Below are 24953 nucleotides of genomic sequence, written 5' to 3'. Positions count from 1 at the left end.
CTAATCGCGTCTTCTGGGGTGGCGTATGGGTACATTTCTGGGTGCAAAAGGGCTCATATTTGCGCCAATAACACCAAATTGCATTCACTAACATAATCTCTCAGGATTATTGATGAAATGCGCTGCTGGCTCAATGTAACGCGGCCACGCGCGCTTATGTCTGCGTAGAGTGCTGGTTAGTTAAAGACGGCTGATGAGTTCTTTGCGAACACGTTTCCAGACGCCTTGCTGATAAGTATCTGTATATCGCATGGTTCGGTCTTCCTCGATGAATGCAATGCGCTCTGCATCACCACCATACCTATCAAGCAACTCATCGGCCTTTCGTCCAATCTCAGACTTTGTGATAAACAACGGGCGAATATGTAGCTGGAACCATTCCCAGATAAACACCGATGCAACAAACAACCCGAACAGAACGTAGGGTGTGTATTGGCTTGCAAAGTAGTCGCTCATAACTTCATTCCATCTTGGTCAAAATCAATATAACCCAAAATGGGATAATTCCAAAACAGGATTATCCAGATGGCATCAAATAAAGGTGCCAACGAATGACGGTTTCAACTCACACGCAAGAATACACAAAATTCACTGAGATTTTGAAACAAACAAGATTAGATATGGGACTTACTCAACAAGACGTGGCTGATAGGCTTGATAAACCACAATCATATGTGGCTAAGTTGGAAAACTCAGAACGCCGGATTGACGTTGTCGAGTTCATTCATCTGGCGATTGCGATTGGGGCAGATCCTAAGGATTTGTTTGATCGCGTGTTTACAAATATCTCATAGGCCCACCTAGAGTTTTCCCTGACAGCACTCTTATATCTGTCTTAGTAGTTTTATCGTCCAACATAGGAGACGATTAATGACAACAAAAATCATCACACTCAAACAGCTATGCAAAGAACTCAAGCTCGATCCACGCGAGGCCAGAGAACGATTACGCACTGCAGCTCGAGATACCAAGAAATATCCAGAGTTAGCAAAATCTCATAAGCCAAGAACACCTTGGAGGTGGGCGAAGGGCTCAAAGGGAGAAAGCGAGGTGAAAGCAGTTCTGATCAATTGAATTTCGGTGTGTATTACCTATTGGTCAAGAAGGTCTAGTTGTATCCCGTTATTACCTTGACGTTGAGAGGCTTGCGGACCCTCTATTGCTAGTTCTATCTTCTGAATTAAATAGTTAGATGCTGTTTTATCTCGACTGGCATATTCATGATGCAACTCTAGTTTTTCTTTTTGTGCTTTGAGATATTTAAGAAGGCCTTCACACAGTTTCTTGCTTTGCATAAATCCCTGCGAGCCGCATCTATTCTCCGCTTTCATTCTCTCAAAAATTTGTGAACTAAATGCGGTATCATTTATGGGGGTCGTTGCAAGAATAGAACTCAGATACTCTATTCGTTCTGATAAAATACGCATATGGATCCAACCTGACGCAGTCGCTTTAATACAATCATCGACGCCTAATTCAATCACAGACAAAGTATCAGCTTCAACGAGTTCTTTCGTTAAAGTATACTGGCAAGCATCAAAAACGTCTTCTCGAACAAACCCTATAGCTTCCAGTTCATTCATAATATGCCTTACTGAAAAATATCCCATCTGGCCGTTATCGCCAGCCAACTTTCTTTTCCCGATTAACCAAAAAAGTATTTCCGGAACGATAAAATTCGATGGGCGTTGCCAGCTATTCTTACAGTAAAAGATATTAGCGATGAAGCCAGAACTATCATTAAAAAATCTATAATCCCCGCGCATCAAAATTCGAATGATACGATATTCCGGCACAGAATATTCAGCGTTACCCTGCGCAATATTTGTTATCATTTCTTCCGGCATGTGCCCCGAAGTAATTAAATTCATAAACATATCTAATGAACGTCTCACGTCTTTTCCAGCAAGAGCCTCAATAATTGTAGAAATATTTCTGGGCCTTTGAAATATCTCAGAATAAATCGCATTCAAAAAAACACCAGCTTTACTTTTTGGATAAGAAATGGATAAACCATTTGATAAAGTATAAGTGATTTTTTCGGGCGCTTCGTCTGAAAGATATTTTAAGCTCAACTCTAGTCGACGTCTCACAACTTCAACAAAACGCGGTGCACTAATGTGAAAAATGGCCCCCGAACGATAAGTGTCCAATGGTGGTTCATTCTTAAAGCGTTCAAAAGTCACATCTCTCATTTGTAATATTACTAAGGAGCGTGTGAGTGCCATAAACCACAACGCTAGTTGAAAGCTAACTAACTGTTCTTCAGTATCGCGACGATCCACATTGTCAAAAACAGCAACGACTGACTCCCCACGATCTCCTTGTAGATAACGTGCTACGCCTTCTGCCAAGGTTTCAGGCTCCTGTCGCCACTGCTCTAGATCCCGAGCACGCTCTAGATCGCCTTTGCCTGCATTTATTTCATTCATACGATTGTAGTAAGCTTGTCGCTCACCTAATTTAGAAGAAAAAACTCTTTCTTGATCAACATAATCTGTAGGATCAATTGGAGCGCCTTCGTCTATCAGAGACGAAACGAATGAAGCGCAGACCCATGCTTTAGCATCTTCTAACTTTGGAGGAGCATCATTAAAGTTTAAAAAAGACCAATGGGTTTTTTCAGCGATATCTTTGGGTTGAAGATATTCCTTGTAACGCCGAACAAAAAGGGATTTCCCTGCTCCAACAGAACCGGTTAACAGTTGCAGGGCTCCACTCTTGGATGGTTTAGCTACTCTAGATTTAACAACCCTCTCCAGCTGTTTCTCACGTTTTTTTCCCTGGCCTAAGTTCGGTACGCCCTGCCGAGCTTGAACGCATTAACCTGTCTTTTAAGAAGGCCTGCAAATTCCTGTCATGCGTAGTAACTTCAGTAGACAAGATATAGGCATGTGCAAATATCTCCATGTCATCTTGTTGACTATGGGAAGTGAAATATCTACGTAAAATTGGATTCAAGTCCGCAGCAAAAGTATTACTGCCGACTTTAGAATTAATTAAAGCTGATCCCTCACCCTGATTAAATGGTCGTTTAAAATCAGCCAAACGAAGTTTCGCAGTTACATCATTTGCAAATGAACTAAGGACCGAATACGAGCACAATTCTTGTAAGTCTTGAAGTGCTTTTGTGCCAACCAGCAAGTCTTCTACCCGCACATTAAGCTTAGGGTCGCTATCCCAATAGCCAACCTTTATTGATTTACCATTAGTACCTATAACAAGTTGACAGGGGTTCACGTTGTTTGGATAGGCACGATTAACTTCATGCGCATACAAACAAGCTTCTCTATATGCATCATCTTCACTATTTTGGGGCGATTTTGCCTCTATAATACAAATCGGCAACGAGTTGATAAATATAGAAAAATCAGGATAGTATCCAAACTTTTTCGCGCCGCCTTTATCGATGTCTCGAGGCGAGAGATATGTTTTGGACTTAATAAAATCCTTGGGAATGGCAAGATAAATCTCTTCCTGCAACAATGGCCCTACAACTTTAGTTTCAACATCGCCTTCTGTCTCAGAGTTTTCACAAGCCTGTAGCAATATTATTCCCTATCGTATGAGTCGATTTACTATTTGGAATTGTATCATCTTACGCATATAGACTCCACTTGTTTGTATTTGCATGCACGTCTCAAGATCACTCCATTCAATGGTAAATCATTTCTACTCGTTCTATTTAAACCCAAGTAAAATGAAACCCAAACAGCACCCAAGAGCTAAACCCGAACGGCCGCACCAAAGCCTCTTAGAGCTAACCTATTATATATATTAAGAAATTTTGGTAGCGGGAGAGGGACTTGAACCCCCGACACGCGGATTATGATTCCGCTGCTCTAACCAGCTGAGCTACCCCGCCACAATACGCGATGAATGCGTAAAATCTGTCTAACAGATCGGCGGCATATAAGGGCGACTATGTTGTTCTGTCAAGCATTATGGGCAACATATTGAAAATTAAATCATACAATAAGAGTAAATAATCGAATTCCATTCTTCTTGCTTTTAAAATAGTCGGTTGTTCGAGTTATTTTGAAACGTAAACCAGATATTATACCAGAACGACTTGCATCTAACCTGGCGCAGGTTTAATCCTCTGCTCATTATTTTAAGGACGAGCGGTTATGAGCAGAAAACCATCAATTGCAGTTGTGGGCTGCGGGTATTGGGGCAAAAATCATGCCCGAACATTAGCAGGCTTAAAAGCCCTTTCGGCAGTGTGTGATCTAAACGAGAACAATGCGAAATCCGCGGCAGCAAAATACAAAGTTCCTGCAGTAACATTCGATGAATTGTTATCTAATACAAATATCGAAGGCGCTGTCCTTGCATTGCCCCCTCACCTGCATGAAAAACATGCAGTGGCGCTCCTAAATGCTGGCAAACATGTGCTGGTTGAAAAACCCATCGGTTTAACCGCTGCTGAAGCTGAACGTGTCGTCGAAGCGGCCCAGAAAGCTGGTACAATCGCAATGACGGGACATATTTTAAGATATCATTCCGCTTTTGAAAAAATGCATTCTATGTTTCAGTCCGGCGAGTTGGGTGAGCTTAAATATATACATTCTCACCGAGTGGGACTGGGTAAATTTCACCCTCATAATGATGCGCTGTGGGATATCGCACCACACGACTTATCACTCATCTTGGCAATAACGGGCAAACCTCCAACTCATATTCATGGTGAAGGTGCAGCAACCTTAAATGAACTGAGCGATTTTGCACATTTACATTTGAAATTCCCGGATAATGTGAAAGCGCATGTCTTAGTATCACGTCTTAATCCCTATAGAGAGCGCCGCCTGACAATCATTGGCTCAAAGGCCATGATGTCGTTTGACGATGCTTTACCATGGGATCAGAAACTGGCTCTTTATAAACACAACATCTGGCAGGATGATGACGGCTGGCAAAGTGAGATGGTTGATCCCGAATATATCCCAGTAAATGAGGATATGCCACTAACCAAAGAACTTGAGGATTTTCTCCATTGTATCAGAACAGGAGACACACCGCGCACTCCGATTAAAGATGGCCTTGAAATCATAAAAATATTGGAAGCGGGAACGGTTAGGCACAACAGCTAAAGTTTACAAATATGAGAGGTAAACTTAGCCTCTCTATTTTGTGAAAAGACGTCAATTGCTCTTTTAGAATGATTGGTTCATCTTCTGCTCAATCGAACAAGAGGTAATCATTCATGAAAAAGACATCCATCGCATTAACTGTCGCCGCGCTTACAATTTTCGCCGCGCCATTAAGCTCAAATACGTCACAGTTTTTCGGCATCAATAGTGCACAAGCAGAATCAATGTCAGTTGCAACTGGTATGATCAAGGGTGCAGGTGGTAACTACCAAGGTGAAGGCAATGTAAAAATTGTCAAAAAAGACGACGGAAAATTTGCTGTTGAATTATCTGACTTCTCGTCTACCTCTGGCCCTGATCTTAAGGTATTTTTGGTTGCAGCCTCTGGCCTGAAAAAAGGTGCTGATGTCATAGCTGGCAAACACGTAAACCTTGGCGCTCTAAAATCAACAACGGGGTCACAAAGCTACGACCTACCAGAGGGTGCAAACCCTGAAGATTTTAACTCAGTTGCAATTTTCTGCGAAAAGTACACAGTACTATTTTCATCAGCTGACTTGAAGTAGCTGCTCCCGCGCCAATAAAAATATATCTTAGGAGCCTGACTAATTTGACGAGGCTCCTCTAGGCTTTGTGATGTTCATAAAGCTGAAATAGGATATCGTTTCACCTGAATCTACCCAACTGTCATACGAAAACAGAAACGCTTAATAACGCAATCCCCGCTGTCGCCAGCTTCCATGAAAGCGTCCGATAAAGCACCGTTCCCGCAGCATAAAGTGGCAAGAAGGCGACCCGTCCAGCAATATACAATAAGCTTCCCCACTTGCTAATTTCATCAAAGCCTTGGGTCTCGTGTAGCACAAAAATGAGCGCTAAAAAAATGGGAAATGTTTCTAGAAAGTTGCTCTGTGCACGTTTCAATCGACCGGCCAATCCAGAGGGTTTCAAACCTTCGTCACGCGCTCCAATTGTATAAGCATGCCCAACCTGACGTTTGAAGGCGAATGAAGCTGCCGTCAGATGTACAACACCTAGTAAACATGCGGCCAAGAGAACTTGAAATTCAATTTGCACGTGTCTCTACCTTTTTGTCGAGTGATAATTAGATAAATCACACCATACATACTTCCGATACGTATGGTGTCAATACTATATTACACTCCGCTCATACGACCGCTTAAATTCACTAATCTGCCCGTTGAATAGATGCAAACATGTGATCGAAAACAGTACATGAATTACCGCCGGCGCCCTACTTTTTTCAGATACATTGCAAAAACTAAGTGACATTTGTCACATACGATCCGAGATAATTCCATATCAGAAATTACTGACGTCAGGGTTTGCGCCAATTTTATGGATGGCCAAATCGGCACCCATTTGTTGTTCTTCGTCAGTTAAACGAATACCCAGTGTTGCCTTAAGCATCCCATAAACAATTAGACCCGCAATAAAGGCATAACCAGCACCAACAATGGAGCCAACCAACTGGCTCATAAATGTTACGCCGCCAAGGCCACCAAATGCTTCTGTACCAAATATACCACAAGCGATACCACCCCACAGGCCACAAAGACCGTGTAGTGGCCAAACACCAAGCACATCATCAATCTTCCACTTGCTTTGGCACAAGTTAAAAAACATCACAAAGACAACCCCAGCTATACCGCCAACAACCAATGAACCAATGGGGTTCATGATGTCAGATCCTGCACAAACAGCAACGAGGCCTGCAAGCGCACCATTGTGAATGAAGCCTGGATCGTTCTTACCAACAATAAGAGCCGTTAAAATACCACCGACCATTGCCATCAACGAGTTTAACGCAATCAGGCCAGAAACATTTGCCACAGATGCAGCTGTCATCACATTAAATCCGAACCAACCCACGCAAAGAAGCCATGAGCCCAACGATAGCCACGGAATGGACGATGGTGGAAAGTTTGGTGTTTTAGAGCCATTCTTATAACGCTTATAACGCGCACCAAGTAAAATGACGGCTGCAAGTGCGATCCAACCACCAACTGCATGCACAACAATTGAACCTGCAAAATCATGGAATTCTGCTCCAAACGTTTCGTTCAACCAACTTTGAAAACCATAATTTCCACCCCAGATAATACCTTCAAAAAACGGGTAGAAAAAACCAACGATCAATGCCGATGCTATAAGTTGCGGATAGAATTTTGCACGCTCAGCAATACCACCAGAGATGATTGCAGGAATAGCGGCTGCAAATGTTGTTAGAAAGAAGAGTTTAACAAGTGTTAGCCCCTGCGCTTCAAAAACCTCATTCGGGCCAGACAATGTCGCAGCATCGGTGAAAAAGTTTGACCCGTATGCAACCGTATAACCAATCACAAAATAGGCGACGGTTGAGATAGCAAAATCAGAAATGATTTTAACCATCGCATTGACTTGGCTTTTATGACGAACGGTACCTACTTCTAAAAAAGCAAAACCACCATGCATCGCGAAAACCAAAATTGCGCCCAGAAGGACGAAGAAAACATCTGTTCCAATCACAAGAAACACCCCTATTATTTTTAGTTGAAGCCCCTTATCTCAGGACTTACTCATCAAACCCGCTGCAAGGTTCGTGCCAAGTAGTCGGAGTAATTAAGAAATGGCGCTATAATTTGCATTTTCCATATATTTTCATGATGAAAGTTCGGTCAAATAGCTCAATCCATAATCACAGCCATATCAACTGATTAATATTTAGGCACTTTGGTGATAAAACAGTCTCTAATACATCAACAAACAGGCAAACTGAAATACTCTCCCTATCTAAATACAAAATAGAGGCGTAGAGAGAATATCGATTGTTGAAATGGGTATCGCTTTGTTAATCGTAAAAAGATTGCCTTAGACGTAGGTCATAAGACAGATTCGACCTTCATGTGTTTCATGTTCGCTATGTTTTTTAAACCCTGATTTTTCATAAGCTTTAATTGCGCGCTCGTTAGCAACATATGGGTCAATAACAATTTGCTCCGCGCCATGACTTATCAAGTTCTCGATATGCTGACCCAAATAACCGTGCCCGTGTCCTTTTCCAATCATCTCATCAATACCTATAAATGTATCGATTGCGCGCGTTGTTGGGGGAAATGAAGCAAAATAGTCTTGCGGCCAATCGTGAACGCAATAATCTTGAACATACGCAAATGGCATTTCGTTGAGGGATACAATCATCAAATTGATTTTAGGATCATTAATGTCATGCCTGATAAGACGATGCTCTTCTTCTGGGTCGCCCCACCATTTCAGCAATTCAGGCGAACGCAACCATTCACCCAACATTGGGAAATCATTGCGTTCAACATTTCTAAATTGATAAGTCTGCATTTTGGGACGCCAAATTATAAAGCGTGGGCGGTTTCACCTTCACGAGAATTCTGTTCATTTAACATCGCCAACATATGCTCTGTATTCGGATCTCTCAGCGATTTTGCAATAAACCCACCACCGTAAACGCGTGCCTCATCATCTGGACTAGAATAGAGAACACAAGCCTGCCCTGCCGCGACACCTTCTTCACCATCCAGCAATTCTACGCTTACGTCTCCATCAATATACCGTACAAGAGCAGATGTAGGCGGTCGCGTGGACCGAACTTTTGCAAAACAATGAAAACCTTCATCTGGCAATTCATTGATTGGGCTATCACCTAACCAATTCACATCTCTCAAAACAACAGATTTTGTCTGCAATGCTTCTTTTGGCCCCACAACAACGCGAAGTGTCTTTGCATCTATGTGCACAACATAAAGCGGTTCACCGATGGAAACGCCAATGCCTCGCCGCTGACCAATAGTATAGCGCAATATCCCTTCATGCTGACCCAGCACACGTCCATCAATATGGACAATATCGCCAGACAACACTGCTTCAGGTCGTAATTTCTCAACGATAGCAGAGTATTTTCCCTGAGGAACAAAACAAATATCCTGGCTATCTGCCTTCTGCGCAACAACAAGCCCCATATCCGCTGCCAATGCACGCGTATCTGATTTCGGTAAATCACCCAATGGAAAGCGAACATAATCCAGCTGGTCCTGCGTTGTCGCAAACAAAAAATAACTTTGATCACGATTACTATCGACAGGACGATAGAGCGCACGTCTGTTTGGGTTATCCTCAGATGGATTGGCGCGAGAACGTATATAGTGCCCGGTTGCAAGCGCATCGGCACCAAGATCCTTCGATGTGGCTAATAAATCCGCAAATTTTACTGTCTGATTGCATGAAATACATGGAACAGGCGTTTCGCCAGCAACATAGCTTTCTGCGAACGGATTGATCACAGCTTCCGCAAAGCGCTTTTCATAATCAAGTACATAATGCGGAATACCTATGGTTTCGCAAACTCTGCGAGCGTCATCAATATCTTGCCCTGCACAACATGACCCAGCGCGATGAATTGCTGCTCCGTGATCATAAAGCTGAAGGGTTATACCAATAACGTCATATCCCTGGCGTTTTAAAATGCCTGCAACAACAGAGCTATCTACGCCACCAGACATGGCAACAACAACCCGAGTATCCTCAGGTTTTTTATTTATATCTAGACTATTCATTTGACCTCAATTCAACAGCGTTAAAGGCGCTGATCAACTTCTATGCCCTATTCTATAAGCATTTAGGAGTAAAACAACAAGGTTCAAAATAATTCTAAATCTTACCAAATTGTTACTCACACTTTAGGCAAAAATTAAAATTGTGGCGATATAGTGGGCTTAGTGTTGGTCTTGAAAAGTAAGAGAGTACAATGACCGAAATGATACGGCCTAGAGTAAAGTTTGTAATTGGTCCTGATGGCAGTCCGTTAACGATTGCCGATCTTCCGCCTGAATCGACCCGTAGATGGGTTATTCGCCGAAAAGCAGAAGTAGTAGCTGCTGTACGGGGTGGATTGTTGAGCCTTGAGGAAGCATGTGAGAAATACACATTAACGGTAGAAGAGTTTCTATCGTGGCAGGCTTCTATCAATGATCATGGATTAGCTGGTTTGCGTACGACGAGAATTCAGCAGTACCGCCACTAAAACGTCTCCAATTTTACATTCAAGTGTATTCAGTTTGCTGAATGCACTTTTTGTGATTCTCAATCTTCTGCAAGTAAAATTGCGGAGGATCGTTTATGTATGAGCCAATGAGAAATTATCGTAAGTAAAGTAGAACTTGCGTAAAACCATAATCCAATCTGAGAAAATGCGGATGCAACGCCTGATAATTTGGCTGCTACGATAACCAATGCGACTAACAGAACATCCATCATGGACCACTTGGAAAGTAGCGGAATGAGTTTCATTAACACGCCATTTTTCTGTCGGTTCCAATTGATAGCTTCTAACAAAACAGCCATTTGTTTTGTAAATGGAAATATCACTGAAAAACTGGCTACCAATGCCGCCAGCAAATACTCCTCGCTTACATATAATGTCGTGATGACATCTATGATTGAGGTTGTCTCATCAAAAAAGTAGAAGGATTCGAACTTCATTATCGGCAAGACGACGCCTAGCGTTAAAGTCACTGAAGACAAAATGATGAGAAAAGATAATAGAAAAACCAAAAAACCGCCGCCAGATTACCCTATAGATAATCACTGGCACGGAAATATGTCCAAAGCAAGCTTACTTACTAAGTAAAATAAATGTCGATTAGGCTCCCCACTGCCAAAACGCACCTAAAATCGTTTAACCGACGCGACGATGACCTTGGTCGCGTTCTGCAAGAGCAGAAGCTTTTTCAAATTCGGCTTCAGCCTCTTCCAATGCCAATTCTGCAGCATCAAGCTGTACTTTAAGTTCAGCAATCGAACCGTGTAGATTTTCTGCGCGGGTGCGAGCTGCTTTAGCAAAGGTTGGATAAGCGTAATTGGATGGATCAGAAATACCAGATTTCTTTTCTTCGGAAGCTATCTGGTATTCCAGCTCAGCAACCATTTTCTCCATCTCAGCCATCATCATTTGAATCCCATTCAGCTGGCGCGTCTTTTCAGACACCTGAAACTGTTTGAGACGTGTTTGGCTTTCACGTGATTTCATACTCATAACTCCATGGACCAATGGTCCTGAACTAAACTCAAAACTCAGCGAATCACTATATCGCCGAACACGCTATTTTTCCCAAAAGAGTATCAATCTCCATGTGGAAAACATCACATGCAAAATTAATTTACCTCATAGGTTTTAAAGCTAAGTAAACGTAGCGAAGTTTTTTTGTCAGTCTCACGCAATGTTCTGAAAGTAGATTCTTGAGTCAATAGAATCATTTAGCTCGAAACATTAAGATTTAAGGATAATACAAAATTAAAATTAGTTAACAAAAACAATAATCTGATTAAATAAATTAATAAACTAATGATACTTGCAATTAAGAATTAGAATTTGTTAACCATTTCATGGCAACTTTCTTGCGAGAAACAAAACGTACTAAATCGTCGGAAAGCACTGAAAAGCCTTCTTCGACCGCGGCAAAGGGGAATTACATGCGTGTTCTATTAATCGAGGACGATAGCGCGACTGCTCAGAGTATAGAGTTAATGCTCAAATCTGAAAGCTTTAACGTTTACACTACTGATCTTGGTGAAGAAGGTGTAGATCTTGGTAAGCTTTATGATTATGATATCATTCTTTTAGACCTTAACCTTCCAGATATGTCAGGTTATGAAGTTCTTAGAACACTTCGTTTATCTAAAGTTCAAACCCCGATCTTAATCCTTTCCGGCATGGCGGGCATAGAAGATAAAGTTCGCGGCCTAGGCTTTGGCGCAGACGATTACATGACTAAGCCCTTCCACAAAGATGAACTTGTTGCTCGTATTCAAGCGATTGTTCGTCGCTCAAAAGGCCACGCTCAATCCGTTATCACCACTGGCGATCTCATTGTAAATCTTGACGCAAAAACAGTTGAAGTTGGCGGCCAGCGTGTTCACCTTACTGGCAAAGAATACCAAATGCTCGAACTTCTTTCGCTGCGCAAGGGGACTACGCTTACAAAAGAAATGTTCCTCAACCACCTTTACGGAGGTATGGACGAGCCAGAACTTAAGATTATTGATGTCTTCATCTGCAAACTTCGTAAAAAATTGGCCACCGCGGCAGGCGGTATGAATTACATCGAAACCGTTTGGGGTCGCGGTTATGTGCTACGCGAACCAGATGAAAACGAAGTTCGCGAAATCGCTTAAGTTATCCATTCCAAATAATCTAATTTCCGAACCCGTTAGAGCAACCTCTGACGGGTTTTTTGAAGCTAAATTTATAAAACCACAATCGGTTTCATGCGCTTCAACAACAAAATGGGTTTAAGCGGCAGCTAACATCGGCTCGAACACATTTGTCAGTGCAGCGCGATCAAATGGTTTTAAAAGAAAATCACTCGCACCAGAACGACGACCTGCCATCATACGCTTCAAATCAGCCTCTACTAAGCTATAGACAATGCGTATATCTTTGCCACCTTCGATCGAACGAATTTCAGCAATAAGATCTAAGGCACCTTCTAGATCGGCATCCACAACCAACACATCAGGAAGATCTGCTTCACAGAAGCTTCTCGCCTGGGCTAACGAATTTGTTTCAACAACAGCGAAGTCAAATCCAGTAAGAATCTTTTTGGCAATTTTACAGATCACCGGTGATTCATCAACAATTACTAATCGACGCATTTTAATCCCCTTATTCTTCCAATTGTGGGGTCAATATAACATCACCAAACAAATATTCAGTTATCAATCAGACTTAACAAGTTGTTACACAATCCAAGGCTATTTCTAGCTATCATCGTGTTGAAAAATTCGAAACGATGAAAACAACAGCGTTAAATTCTGGAAAAACAGGATTAACAAAAAGTAAACGAGACACGAAAACGCCTCCCCCATTTTAACTCAAGGCAAATAGGGGAAGTCTTCTCCTAACAAATTTTAAATTATGCCTTTGGTTTGGCTGTAAAGACAACATCATCCGTATTAACGACGCATGCCAATTCTAAATCAGATTCATCAGCAAGCAAAACTGTATAATATGGTTGCACTGCATGGGCATCTATTGCCTCCTCAGCCTGCCCTGAATTGATTTCAAGAAACTTCGGAGGAACACGTATCATTTTACCGCGCGCGACGAGCCTAAAATGCGGTGCCGTGTCCAGATCTTCCAAGAAAACGTCAATCTCACCACCGCGTGGAATTGCACCAAAAGCAATCAAGAATAAGTTCATCAACAATTTAACTTTGTTCTTGGGAACAATCGCACGGGTTCCATACCAGTTAACCACCGTTTTCGCATCGGTTGACACGAAGTCCTGAATAGCCCGTTCAGCCTCACCTGTATCAATAGAAGCGCCGATCGAGCCTGAGGCTCCAAAAGCCAGCCTAGCAAACTTGAGCCGCACAGAAGCATTGGCGGCACTAGCACGGATAAGGTCCATTGCATCGTCATCTGCACCTCCCTCATCCAGGAGCTCAAGACCATTATTAATAGCACCCACGGGCGATATTATATCGTGGCACACACGAGAGCATAATAATGCTGCAAGATCATGTCCGGCTAATTTCAGATTTGGATTATTTGGCATGTGGTTCTCCAGATTGCGCATCTAACGCATTTCTACCGTGTTCGAAAATCAATTGTCATAAGCCTCTGGCAACAAGGCAACCGCAAACAATCACAAGCTTTGGGTCATCAATACATTGATTCACAACTTAGCCATAATGAAACCTTAATTGGTAAACCGCTTATTAACATCATTGAGAGAAAATGCTGCAAAGTGAACAAAATTGGGTTGTAGGCCTAAAGTTTGTAACAAATAACAACCGGAGACACAAAATGAGATCTATTTTTGCGCCAATGAAAAACTTTAACCGTTTATTGTGTGCACTTGCTCTCATATTGCCCATGATGGCAACGCAAGCGTCATCGCAAGATAATCAGGCCTATTACACAGCTCAGGAAATTGTGGATGCAGGACATGGGTTCTTTGGTTCAACATCAGGCGCACTGGCTAAACTGATTGAACATACTTTCAGTAAATATGGCGTCCCGAACGGATACATCCTCGGCCAAGAGGCTTCCGGAGCAATTGTCGGCGGCCTTACATATGGAGAAGGTGTGCTTTACACAAAGAACGCGGGTCAGCACCCAACTTTTTGGCAAGGCCCATCAATCGGGTTTGACTATGGCGGAGAAGGGTCACGCACAATGATGCTCGTTTATGACCTACCAAGCATCGAAAACGTATATGGCCGATATGGTGGCTTGAGCGGTTCTGCATATGCCATTGCCGGCCTTGGACTAACTGTCCTCAGACGCGGTGATGTATTACTCGTTCCTATCAGAACAGGTGTCGGAGCACGACTTGGTATTAATGTTGGTTATCTAAAAGTGACAAAGAAACCCACATGGAATCCTTTTTGATTTACAATTAAGTCCGAATTTTAGCGCCACATTTTCAATCTTAACTTTAATTTCACTATAAACTTGCTCAGCCAAGCAGCCTATGTTTTAAGGTTTATTGGGTGCCTATTATAGGTATATGTAAACTTTTGGGCTTATTTTATTTTGATCGAGCTAATACTATTTGTTGCACTGGGGTTTCTAGCAGCTGCCCTTTTAGGCATGATTGTTGCACCAGCTATTTATCGCCGTGTAGTGAAATTAACTGAACGTAGAATGCGCTCGACAGTGCCTCTCAATGCGGCTGAAATAAAAGCAGCTAAAGATATGGAGCGTGCCGCCTTTGCAGCCGAAAATGCACGCATATCGGTAGAACTTCGAAAAGAACGAGAGCAATTAACCGAACAACGGGCAGGTAATTCGCGTTTATCAGATACTGTTGTAAAAATGCGTAGTCAAAACCTTGAGCTACAAAATGATCTTAACGACTTAAAACAAGAAAGTGGCAGCTTACGTTCAAATCTTCGCATTGAAGAAAGTAAACTTGAAAAAGCGCAAGATGCTCTAGAAGATGCGCAGAAATCCAATACTGAGAAAGAAAAGCAAATCTTATCGATGCTTGATAAGGCAAATTATCTTTCGACAGAAATGAACTCTCTAAGAATTGAAAATGCCACGAAGGATACTGAGGCTGAAAATCTGCGATCAACGATTGATTCTTTAAGAAATGAGCATCGTCGCCTCAGAAACAATCAATCTGAGCTTCAAAATCGTGCGGAAAAATTGAAGGTTGAATTGGGGATTGAACGTCAAAAAACAATCAAACTTGAAAAACGCATCGATACAGCAGAGACCCAAATTGCTAACAGAGATCAGAAAATAGAGGCTCGCAACGACGAAATCAAACGTCTTAAAGAGAAGATGGGCGCAGTAAGATCGGAAACGTCTGATCTAAGAAAATCACTTAAAATGAGCGAAACGGAACGTAGGACGCTGGAACGAAAATTGCAACGGGTTGAAAAACAACTATCCAAGCACGAAGGCAGAGTTCCGGTTGAACATAAGTCAGCTCGGATAGATACACCAAAACCAACGCCTGCATTTAAAGAAACAACAAATATTTCCAAAGAAGAATTGGTATATCGCTCACTTTCGCGGAGCGAAATCGCAGAGCGCGTTGAAAGACTTCGTAAACGTCATAATGATCTGATTGAAGATCTAAAACGAAAAAGCGACAATAGTCCTGATAGTGATCATCGTCGTGAACTCGCTGAAATTGCGGCCATGATGATCGACCTTACTGCTGCTAGGGAAGGCGAAACATCAAAAATTCATGATATTCTAAAAGATCATATCCTAACCAAACCAGGTTCAGGGAAACGGCCAAACTTAGCAGACAGAGCAAAGCGCCGGATAGAAAAAACGAACAACCCGCCGATAAACTAAGCAGCCTGATCTTAAGGAACCGGGAGCAATTACACCGCAATCCTCAGATCGTTCTCATCTACTTTCTCGGAAAATTGACTAATTTCTCAACAAAATATCAGAGATAATCTCGCCAGATTTGAGATCAACAATGAAGATATGCTGTTTCCCGTCAGTAGCCGTTCCCGTTATGGCCCCACTAACTCCATCCAGATCAAAGCTCACGACAGTAAACCCGACTGGTAATATCACTTCAAGATCATTGGATATCATAACCGGTATTTCAGACTGCATCGCAGGATTTGCAATTTCGTCGTCACCAGCAGCATTAATTTTATAGACAACAGCAGCAAGGACCGCCATAACACCGATGAACATAATGCCAAGAGAGACACCTAAGAGGCGAACCATTTTACGCCGAACTTTTTCCATTTCAGGATCTAGTGGTTTTTCATCTTCTTTATCGACATTAAGATCTTGCATTGATTTTGCCCATTACGGATTATTTAGTTGAACGGATTGTTTAATTGACCAGCGAAGTATCACTTAACGAAGATGAAGCCAATAAGAAAGCCTTCTTTGTAGAAGAAGATGCCTCAGGACGTTTAGATGTCTGGTTATCCAAGACTATGGCAGGTGAATTTTCACGCAATCGTATCAAATCATTGATCGAAGCTGGCGCTGTTACAATAAACAACCTCAAAATTCTTGAACCCAAAAAGAAGATCGTGGGTGGACAGTGTATTGAAATTACAATCCCTAAACCAGAAGACCCGGAACCAAAACCTGAAAATATACCGTTAGATGTGCTCTTTGAAGACGAACATATTATTGTTATCAATAAGCCTGCTGGTCTTGTGGTTCATCCTGGTGCTGGCAATCCCACAGGCACACTGGTAAACGCATTGTTGCATCATTGCGGTTCGTCTTTATCCGGAATCGGAGGCGTTAAACGTCCTGGAATTGTCCACCGCCTGGATAAAGATACAAGCGGTGTAATGATAGTTGCCAAACATGACGCAGCCCACAGGTATCTCTCAGAGCAATTTGCTGACCACGGACGAACAGGTGCGCTTGAACGTTCCTACATTGCTTTGATATGGGGTGCACCAAATCCACCCAAGGGCATCATTAACACCTATTTGGGTCGTTCAAATGATCGTCTGAAACGTGCTGTCTGCTCACCATCGGCACCCGGTGCAAAACATGCGTTGACGCATTTTAAAACCAAGAACAGTTTTCTTATGGCAGATAGCCATGAAGCGATTTGTTCGCTCGTTGAATGTAACTTAGAAACCGGTCGTACACATCAAATTCGCGTGCACATGGCCCATATAGGTCACCCCCTTGTTGGTGATGATACATATGGAGCTGCATTCCGGACAAAAGCGAACAAGCTTCCTGATACAATTAAATCGGATGTTGCATTGTTTTCACGACAGGCATTGCACGCCTATCTATTACAAATTGTACACCCAATCTCAAATGAGATAATGCGTTTTGAAACCAAGCCACCTAAAGATATGGCAACACTAATAGACCGTTTTTCAACGCTCAAATCTTGATTTCGTTGATTTTGGGATCACAACAAGATCACATTCAATTGATAATTTGATCTTGAAACACGGATTTGCCGTAATTATCTATACAATCATAACAGAGCAAATAGCTCAATTGCGACTTGCCATAACGGAAGTCACATTAGTAGGAGGGTGCTTTATGGCCCAGAAATCATTACCGTCAATCACATCCGGCAAGGGTGGTTTGGACAGATATCTAGCAGAAATCAGGCGTTTTCCGATGCTTGAGCCGCAAGAAGAATATATGCTCGCCAAACGTTATGAAGAACATGACGATCGCGATGCGGCCCAAAAACTTGTAACAAGCCATCTGCGACTTGTGGCTAAGATTGCCATGGGTTATCGCGGCTATGGACTGCCAATTGGTGAAGTCGTGTCCGAAGGTAATGTCGGTCTTATGCAGGCCGTTAAGAAATTCGATCCAGAGCGAGGCTTCCGTCTTGCGACTTATGCCATGTGGTGGATTAAAGCTTCGATCCAAGAATATATCTTGCGGTCTTGGTCGCTTGTTAAGATGGGCACAACAGCAAATCAAAAACGCTTATTCTTCAACTTGCGTAAACTGAAGAGCAAATTGAAAGCAATCGATGAAAACGATCTTAAACCAGATCAGGTTGCCGAAATTGCTCGTCAATTAAGTGTTCCTGAAAAGGATGTTATCTCGATGAACCAGCGCTTAAGTGGCGATGCTTCATTGAATGCTCCAATCAAATCAGCCGATGGTGAGGCAGGGCAGTGGCAGGATTGGCTTGTTGACGACAGCCAAAATCAGGAAGATATGCTGGTTGAACAAGACCAGCTTGAAACCCGAAGAGATATGCTTACTGGAGCAATGGAATCACTTAATGAGCGCGAGCAACGTATTTTCAAAGCTCGACGATTGAGCGAAACACCGATTACCCTTGAAGAGCTTTCTGGTGAATTTTCAATCTCAAGAGAGCGTGTTCGCCAAATCGAGGTTCGCGCGTTCGAAAAAGTTCAAGCAGCTGTACGCAAGGCAGCTCTGGATGCGAACAACAGTTTGGTATCTATCGAAAAAGAAACTGCTTAATTTTTTTGAAATCAACATTTGCGCGGGCTTCATTCTTGGATAAGCCCGCGTTTTTGTGTCTATTTTATAAAAATATACACAATGGGATCAAAGCCATTGAGCAGGAAGATAATATCATTGAGCAGGATTTAACTTCCAATTGGCCAGCACTTTATCAAACACTGCCTTACCACTGGCGCCTTTCTCAAGCGTAATAAGTGCTTTACGGCCATTCGTGTATGAAAGTGGAATATCTATCCAGCCTCGTTGACTCATAAGTTGAAGATTGGTTTCCACGACATCCAACTTATCATTTTGAAGTCCAACCACAAAGAATGAAGTATCAATTTTCGCGGAGATTGCCTCCAAACGATCGCCAGTCTGCTCTTCACTACTCTTAAATTTAACCTCAGTTATCTGTTCAATTTCTCCACCGTCAAAATCTTCAGGCAGAGAAAAATTCAAATCGATAAGATGACTTACAGGAAGCGTTTCATCACCATTCAATTTTATTGTCATGACAATGGATAAATCACGCTCCGGAACCTGTATCGTACCTTCAATATATGGGCGTGACCTTTCTGAATCTGATTCAACTTTCTCAGACCAAACTACACTACCTTCATAACGGGCCTGCTGTTCCAATCCCAAGCTTGTTTCGTAAAAGAACATCTTCTGCAAAGCAGTTTCCCCATTATCAGCCTGAGCAGTATCAGGTTCACTTGGGGTTGTGTCATCTGTTGCATCTGCAGCTGCAACAGATCGGCCTTCTTCATTTGGCAGACCATCTATTAAATCTGAAGCCGGACCAGCATCAATTTCTGTTCCATCTGAATTCAAACGCTGAGTAAATTTCTCCGCTTCACCATTAACAACGGCAACGTCTTCTGCCGTGCTTGAATCTACATCTGGCTGATCCGCCGGTGCAATTTGTTCTTCTGGTACAGCTGTATCCTTATTTTCCAAAACCTCTGTGGTTTCCATTGTACTTTGCGGAATTAAGTCTTGAATACCTTGCCAACCGACCCGCCAAAAGAAAAATGCGAGGGCAACAAGAACAAGCAGTAGAACCGCAATTACAATAACAACAGGAGATTTACGTTGCCTAGGCACAGGCGCTTCCGGCAATGCTTCTTCGCCAAAACCAAATGATAAGTTGGGATCCGGCAACGGAGTATTACTCGAAGCATCTTCCTGCAACGTTGACCGGATTTCACTAACGGCTTGATCAATTAGATTGCTGTCCTTGTCCGACGCAGAAACATCATCTAGCGGTGTTTCAATCGGCCCATTACCCGACTCAGGTATGACAGGTTCATCATGCTGTTCAATGAAGATATCTTGCTGTTCAGCAGTTACATGCGGCTTTATGATTTCACTTTTGGGAGCATCTGGAATTTGAAGCTCAGAATCTATCTCACGTTCGGTAGATTTTACTTCGTCTAACTTGCCCGCTCTCAAGTCATCAATATTTTCCGACGTACTCTCGATCTGAGGTTCCACCTCAGTCGACAATGATGAAGATACTTCAGGCAACTCAATAGCTGTCTCTTCTGCCGGAGGTTCAGACCTCACAGCTTCCTCATCAAACTGCCTTTCCGCTGTCTCTATAGGCTTTGACGGCACAACAGGTGGCTGTATAGTTTCTGGTGTGACAACGTCTGACTTAACAGTATCTAGCGCATCGCTTGCTGTCCCAGCCAAGGGTTCGGATGATTGTACTGAAGTTTGTTCTTCTAGCGGCTTAGGCTGATCTGGAACGCGTTCAGTAGTTTGATTTTGCTGGAATGAAGTATTTTGTGTCGAAAGTCCTGATACACCATCAGCATATTCTTGCTCGATCTCGAGGATTGAATTTTCAATTTTTTCAAGTTGAGTTTCAAAAATCGTGCGATTCATCCCCTCTGGCAATGAATCAAGTTGCCGTTGAATCGTCGCACGTGCTCGTTCATATATTCGGCCGCGTTCTTCAGGCGTGTTCGTTGAAAGCCCACTAATTGCGCGCCTAATCACCGCGGAAAAATCAGCCATTTTTAGCCTCACATTTCATGCAATTAGACTTATCCATATAATAACTACCTTAACAAGACTTTAGTCTTCAAATGGATCCGTCACAAGTATTGTATCCTCGCGTTCTGGACTTGTGGATAACATAGCAACAGGAGCGCCAATAAGTTCTTCAACTCTGCGCACATATTTAATAGCTTGTGCAGGCAAATCAGCCCAACTACGAGCACCAACTGTTGTTTCATTCCACCCATCCATTTCTTCATAAACAGGTACAACCCGTGCTTGAGCGCCTTGGCTTGCAGGGAAATGATCAATGCGCTTGCCATCCAGTTCATAACCAATACAAATTTTAAGCGTTTTGAAACCGTCGAGAACATCAAGTTTAGTTAAGGCAATACCTGTTGTTCCATTAACGGCAACAGATTGACGGACCAGCGTGGCATCAAACCAACCACACCTGCGTTTACGGCCTGTCACAGTACCAAATTCATGACCTCGTTCACCAAGGCGTTGACCATTTTCATCGTCAAGCTCTGTTGGGAATGGCCCCTCGCCTACACGAGTTGTATAGGCTTTGGTAATACCCAAGACATACTTAAGAGACCCCGGCCCCATGCCACTGCCCGCAGCAGCTTGGCCAGCAACAACATTCGAAGATGTCACAAACGGGTATGTGCCATGATCAATATCCAGCAAGGTGCCTTGTGCACCTTCAAACAAAATACGCTTGCCGGCTCTTCGCTTTTGATCCAGCAAAAGCCATACTGATTCAATAAATGGCAACATACGTTCACGAACTGCCATCAACTCATCTATAATAGTATCGACCGCAATTTCCGTCTGTCCAAGCCCGCGACGTAGTGCATTATGATGGGTAAGTAATCGGTCTACTTTGGCTGGTAAACTCTCCGTATTTACCAAATCCATAATACGAATAGAACGGCGCCCAACTTTATCTTCATATGCCGGTCCAATACCACGTCGCGTTGTGCCAATTTTTGTACCCGAGTTGGAAGCTGCATCTTCCCGCATAGCATCAAGTTCACGATGCAATGATAAAATCAGCGTTGCATTATCTGCTATTCGTAGCGTTTCAGGTGTCACGACAACATCTTGCTCAGCCAAGCGATCAATTTCGGCAACCAGCGCATGAGGGTCAATTACAACACCATTGCCAATGACCGCTAGTTTTCCTTTACGAACAACGCCTGAAGGAAGAAGAGATAATTTATAACTGATACCATCAATGACCAATGTATGGCCGGCATTATGGCCACCTTGGAAACGAACAATGACGTCCGCACGCTCAGATAGCCAATCTACGATTTTGCCTTTGCCTTCATCTCCCCACTGGGAGCCGACAACCACTACATTTGTCATATTATCCTCTTGGTATTGTAACGTTTAAAAAACAAACCCGCATCTCTATAGGGAGATGCGGGTCAAAAATCGAGCCTTTGATAGAATTTTGTTGAATAAAACAAGCATATCGCTAGCAATATACAGTATTATTCATGACATCCGACAAGATCTAAATCAAAAGTTGCTACTCAATATTAAATACCAGTGGTTTTGCTGATAGAATTTCACTATTCGCCCGCACCTTCTCAAGCACATCCTCTGACACTGCATTGTCCACATAAAGAAGAGCAATTGCGTCTCCACCTGGTTTGTTACGGCCCAGTTGGAAGTTTGCAATATTCACACCTGCATCACCAAATGTTGTACCTAAAAGACCAATAATACCCGGCGCATCAGCATTGGTTGTGTAAACCATATGATGTCCAACTTCAGCATCCAGATTAATACCTTTAATCTGAATAAATCTAGGTTTGCCATCAGCAAAACAAGTACCGGCAACTGAACGAGTGGTATTTGCTGTTTTAACAGTCAGCTTAATATAGCCATCAAAAACGCCAGATTTGTCACGCTTAACCTCTGAAAGCATGATACCACGCTCTTTGATCATTATTGGCGCAGATACCATATTCACATCTGCAACTTGGGCTCTGATAAGGCCAGCAAGCAGCGCACTTGTTAATGCACGCGTATTCATTTCAGACGTTGAACCTTCATAAAGAATTTCAACCTCTTCAATCGCGCTTTCTGTTACCTGACCGACAAAAGCACCAAGAACATCAGCAAGAGAGATGAACGGTTTCAGGCGCGGTGCCTCTTCGGCACTGATAGACGGCATATTGATCGCGTTTGTTACTGCGCCCTTAAGCAGATAATCTGACATTTGCTCGGCAACTTGAAGAGCAACATTTTCCTGAGCCTCAGTAGTAGATGCACCCAAGTGCGGCGTGCAAACAACATTTGGCAAACCAAACAGCGGACTGTCTGTAGCAGGCTCAACTTCGAAAACATCAAAACCCGCACCAGCGACATGACCAGATTTGAGCGCTTCTGCTAAATCAGCTTCGACAACCAAACCGCCACGAGCACAATTGACAATGCGTACACCTTTTTTCATTTTCGCGATATTTTCAGCATTGATAATTCCGCGTGTTTTGTCGGTCATTGGAACATGAAGCGTGATGAAATCTGCTCTGCCGAGAAGTTCATCCAGCTCAACCTTCTCAACGCCCAATTCTTTCGCGCGATCTTCTGACAAGAATGGATCAAAAGCGATGACGCGCATATTAAGGCCAATGCCGCGTGTCGCTGCAATGGAACCAATGTTACCACAGCCGATAACACCAAGCGTTTTGCCCGTAATCTCAACACCCATAAATTTGGATTTTTCCCACTTACCGGCCTGTGTTGATGTATCAGCAGCGGGAAGCTGACGTGCAACTGCAAAGATCATCGCAATCGCATGTTCGGCAGTCGTAATTGAATTACCAAATGGTGTATTCATAACAATGATACCACGACGAGATGCAGCCGGGATATCTACGTTATCAACGCCAATACCAGCGCGACCGATAACTTTAAGATTAGTTGCTGCCTCTATAATTTTCTGAGTAGCTTTGGTTGCAGAACGGATTGCAAGACCATCATATTGATCAATGACTTCAAGCAATTTTTCTTTGTCTTTACCAAGGTCAGGCATAAAGTCTACATCGATACCGCGGTCGCGGAAAATTTGAACAGCAGTTTCAGATAGTTTGTCAGATACAAGAACGCGAGGTGCCATTTCAGGCCTCCATTTCAATAAATTGGAAAATCATGGAAGCGCGATGAACGCGCAACCAATATACTAGGAATTAAGAGATGCTTTCTGGGTCTCGAAAGCCCAGTCAAGCCATGGCATCAGAGCTTCAAGGTCCGATTTTTCAACCGTAGCACCTGTCCAAATACGAAGACCCGACGGTGCATCTCGATAGGCGCCAATATCAAAGGCCACACCTTCTTTATCCAAAAGGCCAACCATGCCCTTTGCAAAAGCTGCTTGCGCATCATCATCGAGTGCAAGGATATCTGCATCCACGATTGTTAAACACACAGACGTATTCGAACGTGTTACAGGATCTTTAGCCAAATTACCGATCCAAGATGTTTTCTCAACGAAATCATGGATGACTTGCGCATTCGCATTTGCTCTGCCGATCAAACCATCAAGCCCACCAACAGATTGAGCCCAGTTCAACGCATCCAGATAATCCTCAACACAAAGCATAGACGGCGTATTAATCGTCGCGCCTTTGAAAATACCTTCAATGAGCTTACCAGCCTTCGTCATGCGAAAGATTTTTGGCAATGGCCATGCCGGTGTATATGTTTCAAGTCTCTCGACAGCGCGCGGTGACAAAATAATGACGCCATGGCCACCTTCGCCGCCAAGCACTTTTTGCCAAGAAAATGTGACAACATCAAGTTTTGAGAACTCAAGGTTTTGCGCAAATGCGGCAGACGTCGCATCGCAAATAGTAAGGCCAGCGCGATCATCTGGTATAAAATTCGCATCTGGAACACAAACGCCAGAAGTCGTTCCATTCCACGTAAAAACAACATCATTATTAAAATCAATGTCGTTAAGATCGGGCAACTCACCGTATGGCGCAGTTAGCTTACGGGCATTATCTAGTTTAAGTTGCTTGATCACATCTGTGACCCAACCAGCACCAAAGCTTTCCCATGCAGCCATGTCAACGCCACGTGCGCCGAGCATAGACCACATAGCCATTTCCATAGCACCAGTATCCGACGCTGGTACAATACCAATACGATAATCGTCTGGAACTTGCAGTACCTTACGCGTTAACTCAATTGCTTCTTGAAGTTTTGCTTTACCTATTTTTGCTCGGTGAGATCTTCCCACAGACGCATCAGATAAAGCGTCAGGCGTCCAGTTTGGACGTTTAGTACACGGACCCGAAGAAAAACGGGCATTATCCGGACGTGTGCCCGGCCGATTTATAGCAGTCATATCGCTATCCTTCCAGATAGATTGCCCTTCGTTG

General features: G+C 43.0%; 26 protein-coding genes and 1 tRNA gene. 10 read left to right on the top strand and 17 right to left on the bottom strand.

The annotated features are described in order from the left end of the window. Positions 1–180: 180 nt before the first annotated feature. Positions 181–456, bottom strand: a complete 276-nt coding sequence (locus AB2J24_RS10020; RefSeq protein ID WP_367385361.1) for a hypothetical protein — start codon at positions 454–456, stop codon at positions 181–183. 95 nt (positions 457–551) lie between these two features. Here AB2J24_RS10020 and AB2J24_RS10015 point away from each other — a divergent pair, with 95 nt between their 5' ends. Both AB2J24_RS10015 and AB2J24_RS10010 read left to right on the top strand, forming a co-directional pair. Continuing rightward, positions 552–794 (top strand): helix-turn-helix domain-containing protein, encoded by a 243-nt coding sequence (locus tag AB2J24_RS10015; RefSeq protein WP_367385360.1) that lies wholly within the window; start codon positions 552–554, stop codon positions 792–794. 76 nt (positions 795–870) lie between these two features. Beyond that, positions 871–1074: a hypothetical protein gene (locus tag AB2J24_RS10010; RefSeq protein WP_367385359.1), complete on the top strand. Its 204-nt coding sequence runs from the start codon at positions 871–873 to the stop codon at positions 1072–1074. Positions 1075–1091: 17 nt separating this feature from the next. Here AB2J24_RS10010 and AB2J24_RS10005 read toward each other — a convergent pair whose 3' ends face one another. The 3 genes from AB2J24_RS10005 to AB2J24_RS09995 form a co-directional block, all read right to left on the bottom strand. Continuing rightward, positions 1092–2432, bottom strand: a complete 1341-nt coding sequence (locus tag AB2J24_RS10005; protein ID WP_367385358.1) for a hypothetical protein — start codon at positions 2430–2432, stop codon at positions 1092–1094. Between the two features lie 337 nt (positions 2433–2769). After that, entirely contained in the window at positions 2770–3549 is a 780-nt protein-coding gene (locus AB2J24_RS10000; RefSeq protein ID WP_367385357.1) for a type I restriction enzyme HsdR N-terminal domain-containing protein, read from the bottom strand. Between the two features lie 239 nt (positions 3550–3788). After that, positions 3789–3865 (bottom strand) — tRNA-Met (locus AB2J24_RS09995). Positions 3866–4130: 265 nt separating this feature from the next. On the opposite strand from AB2J24_RS09995, the gene AB2J24_RS09990 reads away from it, so the two are divergent. Further along, positions 4131–5093 (top strand): Gfo/Idh/MocA family protein, encoded by a 963-nt coding sequence (locus AB2J24_RS09990; protein ID WP_367385356.1) that lies wholly within the window; start codon positions 4131–4133, stop codon positions 5091–5093. Between the two features lie 113 nt (positions 5094–5206). Further along, complete coding sequence (locus tag AB2J24_RS09985) at positions 5207–5659, top strand: DM13 domain-containing protein (protein WP_367385355.1); 453 nt, start codon at positions 5207–5209, stop codon at positions 5657–5659. A gap of 121 nt (positions 5660–5780) precedes the next feature. On the opposite strand, the gene AB2J24_RS09980 is transcribed toward AB2J24_RS09985, so the two are convergent. From AB2J24_RS09980 to mnmA, 4 genes are all read right to left on the bottom strand, one after another. Continuing rightward, complete coding sequence (locus AB2J24_RS09980; protein WP_367385354.1) at positions 5781–6170, bottom strand: MAPEG family protein; 390 nt, start codon at positions 6168–6170, stop codon at positions 5781–5783. Between the two features lie 246 nt (positions 6171–6416). Then, positions 6417–7622 (bottom strand): ammonium transporter, encoded by a 1206-nt coding sequence (locus tag AB2J24_RS09975; protein ID WP_343162562.1) that lies wholly within the window; start codon positions 7620–7622, stop codon positions 6417–6419. Positions 7623–7964: 342 nt separating this feature from the next. Further along, on the bottom strand, positions 7965–8447 hold the full coding sequence (locus AB2J24_RS09970; protein ID WP_367385353.1) for a GNAT family N-acetyltransferase: 483 nt from the start codon (positions 8445–8447) through the stop codon (positions 7965–7967). Between the two features lie 14 nt (positions 8448–8461). Further along, positions 8462–9679: a tRNA 2-thiouridine(34) synthase MnmA gene (mnmA, locus tag AB2J24_RS09965; RefSeq protein ID WP_367385352.1), complete on the bottom strand. Its 1218-nt coding sequence runs from the start codon at positions 9677–9679 to the stop codon at positions 8462–8464. A gap of 191 nt (positions 9680–9870) precedes the next feature. Between mnmA and AB2J24_RS09960 the strand changes: the two genes are divergently transcribed. Next, complete coding sequence (locus AB2J24_RS09960; protein ID WP_162653027.1) at positions 9871–10146, top strand: DUF1153 domain-containing protein; 276 nt, start codon at positions 9871–9873, stop codon at positions 10144–10146. Between the two features lie 59 nt (positions 10147–10205). Here AB2J24_RS09960 and AB2J24_RS09955 read toward each other — a convergent pair whose 3' ends face one another. Then, the gene (locus AB2J24_RS09955; RefSeq protein WP_367385387.1) at positions 10206–10646 is read right to left on the bottom strand and encodes a paraquat-inducible protein A; all 441 of its coding nucleotides are present in this window, start codon (positions 10644–10646) and stop codon (positions 10206–10208) included. 154 nt (positions 10647–10800) lie between these two features. Continuing rightward, positions 10801–11151 carry a flagellar export protein FliJ gene (locus tag AB2J24_RS09950; RefSeq protein ID WP_162653029.1) on the bottom strand — a complete coding sequence of 117 codons (351 nt, stop codon included), beginning with the start codon at positions 11149–11151 and terminating at the stop codon, positions 10801–10803. A gap of 443 nt (positions 11152–11594) precedes the next feature. Between AB2J24_RS09950 and ctrA the strand changes: the two genes are divergently transcribed. Beyond that, positions 11595–12296 carry a response regulator transcription factor CtrA gene (ctrA, locus tag AB2J24_RS09945; RefSeq protein ID WP_367385351.1) on the top strand — a complete coding sequence of 234 codons (702 nt, stop codon included), beginning with the start codon at positions 11595–11597 and terminating at the stop codon, positions 12294–12296. A 117-nt stretch (positions 12297–12413) separates the two neighbouring features. Here ctrA and AB2J24_RS09940 read toward each other — a convergent pair whose 3' ends face one another. Then, positions 12414–12776 (bottom strand): response regulator, encoded by a 363-nt coding sequence (locus tag AB2J24_RS09940; protein WP_162653031.1) that lies wholly within the window; start codon positions 12774–12776, stop codon positions 12414–12416. A 260-nt stretch (positions 12777–13036) separates the two neighbouring features. Then, entirely contained in the window at positions 13037–13681 is a 645-nt protein-coding gene (gene chpT, locus AB2J24_RS09935) for a histidine phosphotransferase ChpT (protein ID WP_162653032.1), read from the bottom strand. Positions 13682–13932: 251 nt separating this feature from the next. Between chpT and AB2J24_RS09930 the strand changes: the two genes are divergently transcribed. Both AB2J24_RS09930 and AB2J24_RS09925 read left to right on the top strand, forming a co-directional pair. Further along, the gene (locus tag AB2J24_RS09930; RefSeq protein WP_162653033.1) at positions 13933–14520 is read left to right on the top strand and encodes a DUF1134 domain-containing protein; all 588 of its coding nucleotides are present in this window, start codon (positions 13933–13935) and stop codon (positions 14518–14520) included. Between the two features lie 144 nt (positions 14521–14664). Next, positions 14665–15945, top strand: coding sequence for a hypothetical protein (locus AB2J24_RS09925; protein ID WP_367385350.1), 1281 nt, complete (start codon positions 14665–14667; stop codon positions 15943–15945). 78 nt (positions 15946–16023) lie between these two features. On the opposite strand, the gene AB2J24_RS09920 is transcribed toward AB2J24_RS09925, so the two are convergent. Beyond that, positions 16024–16407: a hypothetical protein gene (locus tag AB2J24_RS09920; RefSeq protein WP_367385349.1), complete on the bottom strand. Its 384-nt coding sequence runs from the start codon at positions 16405–16407 to the stop codon at positions 16024–16026. Positions 16408–16451: 44 nt separating this feature from the next. On the opposite strand from AB2J24_RS09920, the gene AB2J24_RS09915 reads away from it, so the two are divergent. Both AB2J24_RS09915 and rpoH read left to right on the top strand, forming a co-directional pair. Next, positions 16452–17489 carry an RluA family pseudouridine synthase gene (locus AB2J24_RS09915; protein WP_367385348.1) on the top strand — a complete coding sequence of 346 codons (1038 nt, stop codon included), beginning with the start codon at positions 16452–16454 and terminating at the stop codon, positions 17487–17489. A gap of 154 nt (positions 17490–17643) precedes the next feature. Continuing rightward, complete coding sequence (rpoH, locus tag AB2J24_RS09910; protein WP_367385347.1) at positions 17644–18555, top strand: RNA polymerase sigma factor RpoH; 912 nt, start codon at positions 17644–17646, stop codon at positions 18553–18555. A gap of 114 nt (positions 18556–18669) precedes the next feature. On the opposite strand, the gene AB2J24_RS09905 is transcribed toward rpoH, so the two are convergent. The 4 genes from AB2J24_RS09905 to AB2J24_RS09890 form a co-directional block, all read right to left on the bottom strand. Then, positions 18670–20565, bottom strand: coding sequence for a hypothetical protein (locus tag AB2J24_RS09905; protein WP_367385346.1), 1896 nt, complete (start codon positions 20563–20565; stop codon positions 18670–18672). A 60-nt stretch (positions 20566–20625) separates the two neighbouring features. After that, positions 20626–21924 carry an adenylosuccinate synthase gene (locus AB2J24_RS09900; protein WP_367385345.1) on the bottom strand — a complete coding sequence of 433 codons (1299 nt, stop codon included), beginning with the start codon at positions 21922–21924 and terminating at the stop codon, positions 20626–20628. Between the two features lie 166 nt (positions 21925–22090). Further along, complete coding sequence (serA, locus tag AB2J24_RS09895; RefSeq protein WP_162653039.1) at positions 22091–23686, bottom strand: phosphoglycerate dehydrogenase; 1596 nt, start codon at positions 23684–23686, stop codon at positions 22091–22093. Between the two features lie 63 nt (positions 23687–23749). Further along, positions 23750–24919 (bottom strand): phosphoserine transaminase, encoded by a 1170-nt coding sequence (locus AB2J24_RS09890; RefSeq protein WP_367385344.1) that lies wholly within the window; start codon positions 24917–24919, stop codon positions 23750–23752. Between the last annotated feature and the right edge of the window lie 34 nt (positions 24920–24953).

The sequence above is a fragment of the Lentilitoribacter sp. EG35 genome, from assembly GCF_040784015.1.
GTDB lineage: Bacteria > Pseudomonadota > Alphaproteobacteria > Rhizobiales > Rhizobiaceae > Lentilitoribacter.
Note: the sequence above shows the minus strand (reverse complement) of the source record. Positions and strands in the feature narration are given on the sequence as shown.

Excerpts from the sequence above, each read along its gene's own strand:
- AB2J24_RS09930 (WP_162653033.1), top strand. The coding sequence starts at position 13,933 with ATGAGATCTATTTTTGCGCCAATGAAAAACTTTAACCGTTTATTGTGT.
- AB2J24_RS09990 (WP_367385356.1), top strand. The coding sequence starts at position 4,131 with ATGAGCAGAAAACCATCAATTGCAGTTGTGGGCTGCGGGTATTGGGGC.
- AB2J24_RS09970 (WP_367385353.1), bottom strand. The coding sequence starts at position 8,447 with ATGCAGACTTATCAATTTAGAAATGTTGAACGCAATGATTTCCCAATG.
- chpT (WP_162653032.1), bottom strand. The coding sequence starts at position 13,681 with ATGCCAAATAATCCAAATCTGAAATTAGCCGGACATGATCTTGCAGCA.
- rpoH (WP_367385347.1), top strand. The coding sequence starts at position 17,644 with ATGGCCCAGAAATCATTACCGTCAATCACATCCGGCAAGGGTGGTTTG.
- mnmA (WP_367385352.1), bottom strand. The coding sequence starts at position 9,679 with ATGAATAGTCTAGATATAAATAAAAAACCTGAGGATACTCGGGTTGTT.
- AB2J24_RS09905 (WP_367385346.1), bottom strand. The coding sequence starts at position 20,565 with ATGGCTGATTTTTCCGCGGTGATTAGGCGCGCAATTAGTGGGCTTTCA.
- AB2J24_RS09900 (WP_367385345.1), bottom strand. The coding sequence starts at position 21,924 with ATGACAAATGTAGTGGTTGTCGGCTCCCAGTGGGGAGATGAAGGCAAA.
- ctrA (WP_367385351.1), top strand. The coding sequence starts at position 11,595 with ATGCGTGTTCTATTAATCGAGGACGATAGCGCGACTGCTCAGAGTATA.
- AB2J24_RS09920 (WP_367385349.1), bottom strand. The coding sequence starts at position 16,407 with ATGCAAGATCTTAATGTCGATAAAGAAGATGAAAAACCACTAGATCCT.
- AB2J24_RS10020 (WP_367385361.1), bottom strand. The coding sequence starts at position 456 with ATGAGCGACTACTTTGCAAGCCAATACACACCCTACGTTCTGTTCGGG.
- AB2J24_RS10010 (WP_367385359.1), top strand. The coding sequence starts at position 871 with ATGACAACAAAAATCATCACACTCAAACAGCTATGCAAAGAACTCAAG.
- AB2J24_RS10015 (WP_367385360.1), top strand. The coding sequence starts at position 552 with ATGACGGTTTCAACTCACACGCAAGAATACACAAAATTCACTGAGATT.
- AB2J24_RS09940 (WP_162653031.1), bottom strand. The coding sequence starts at position 12,776 with ATGCGTCGATTAGTAATTGTTGATGAATCACCGGTGATCTGTAAAATT.
- AB2J24_RS09985 (WP_367385355.1), top strand. The coding sequence starts at position 5,207 with ATGAAAAAGACATCCATCGCATTAACTGTCGCCGCGCTTACAATTTTC.
- AB2J24_RS09890 (WP_367385344.1), bottom strand. The coding sequence starts at position 24,919 with ATGACTGCTATAAATCGGCCGGGCACACGTCCGGATAATGCCCGTTTT.
- AB2J24_RS10005 (WP_367385358.1), bottom strand. The coding sequence starts at position 2,432 with ATGAATGAAATAAATGCAGGCAAAGGCGATCTAGAGCGTGCTCGGGAT.
- AB2J24_RS09950 (WP_162653029.1), bottom strand. The coding sequence starts at position 11,151 with ATGAAATCACGTGAAAGCCAAACACGTCTCAAACAGTTTCAGGTGTCT.
- serA (WP_162653039.1), bottom strand. The coding sequence starts at position 23,686 with ATGGCACCTCGCGTTCTTGTATCTGACAAACTATCTGAAACTGCTGTT.
- AB2J24_RS09960 (WP_162653027.1), top strand. The coding sequence starts at position 9,871 with ATGACCGAAATGATACGGCCTAGAGTAAAGTTTGTAATTGGTCCTGAT.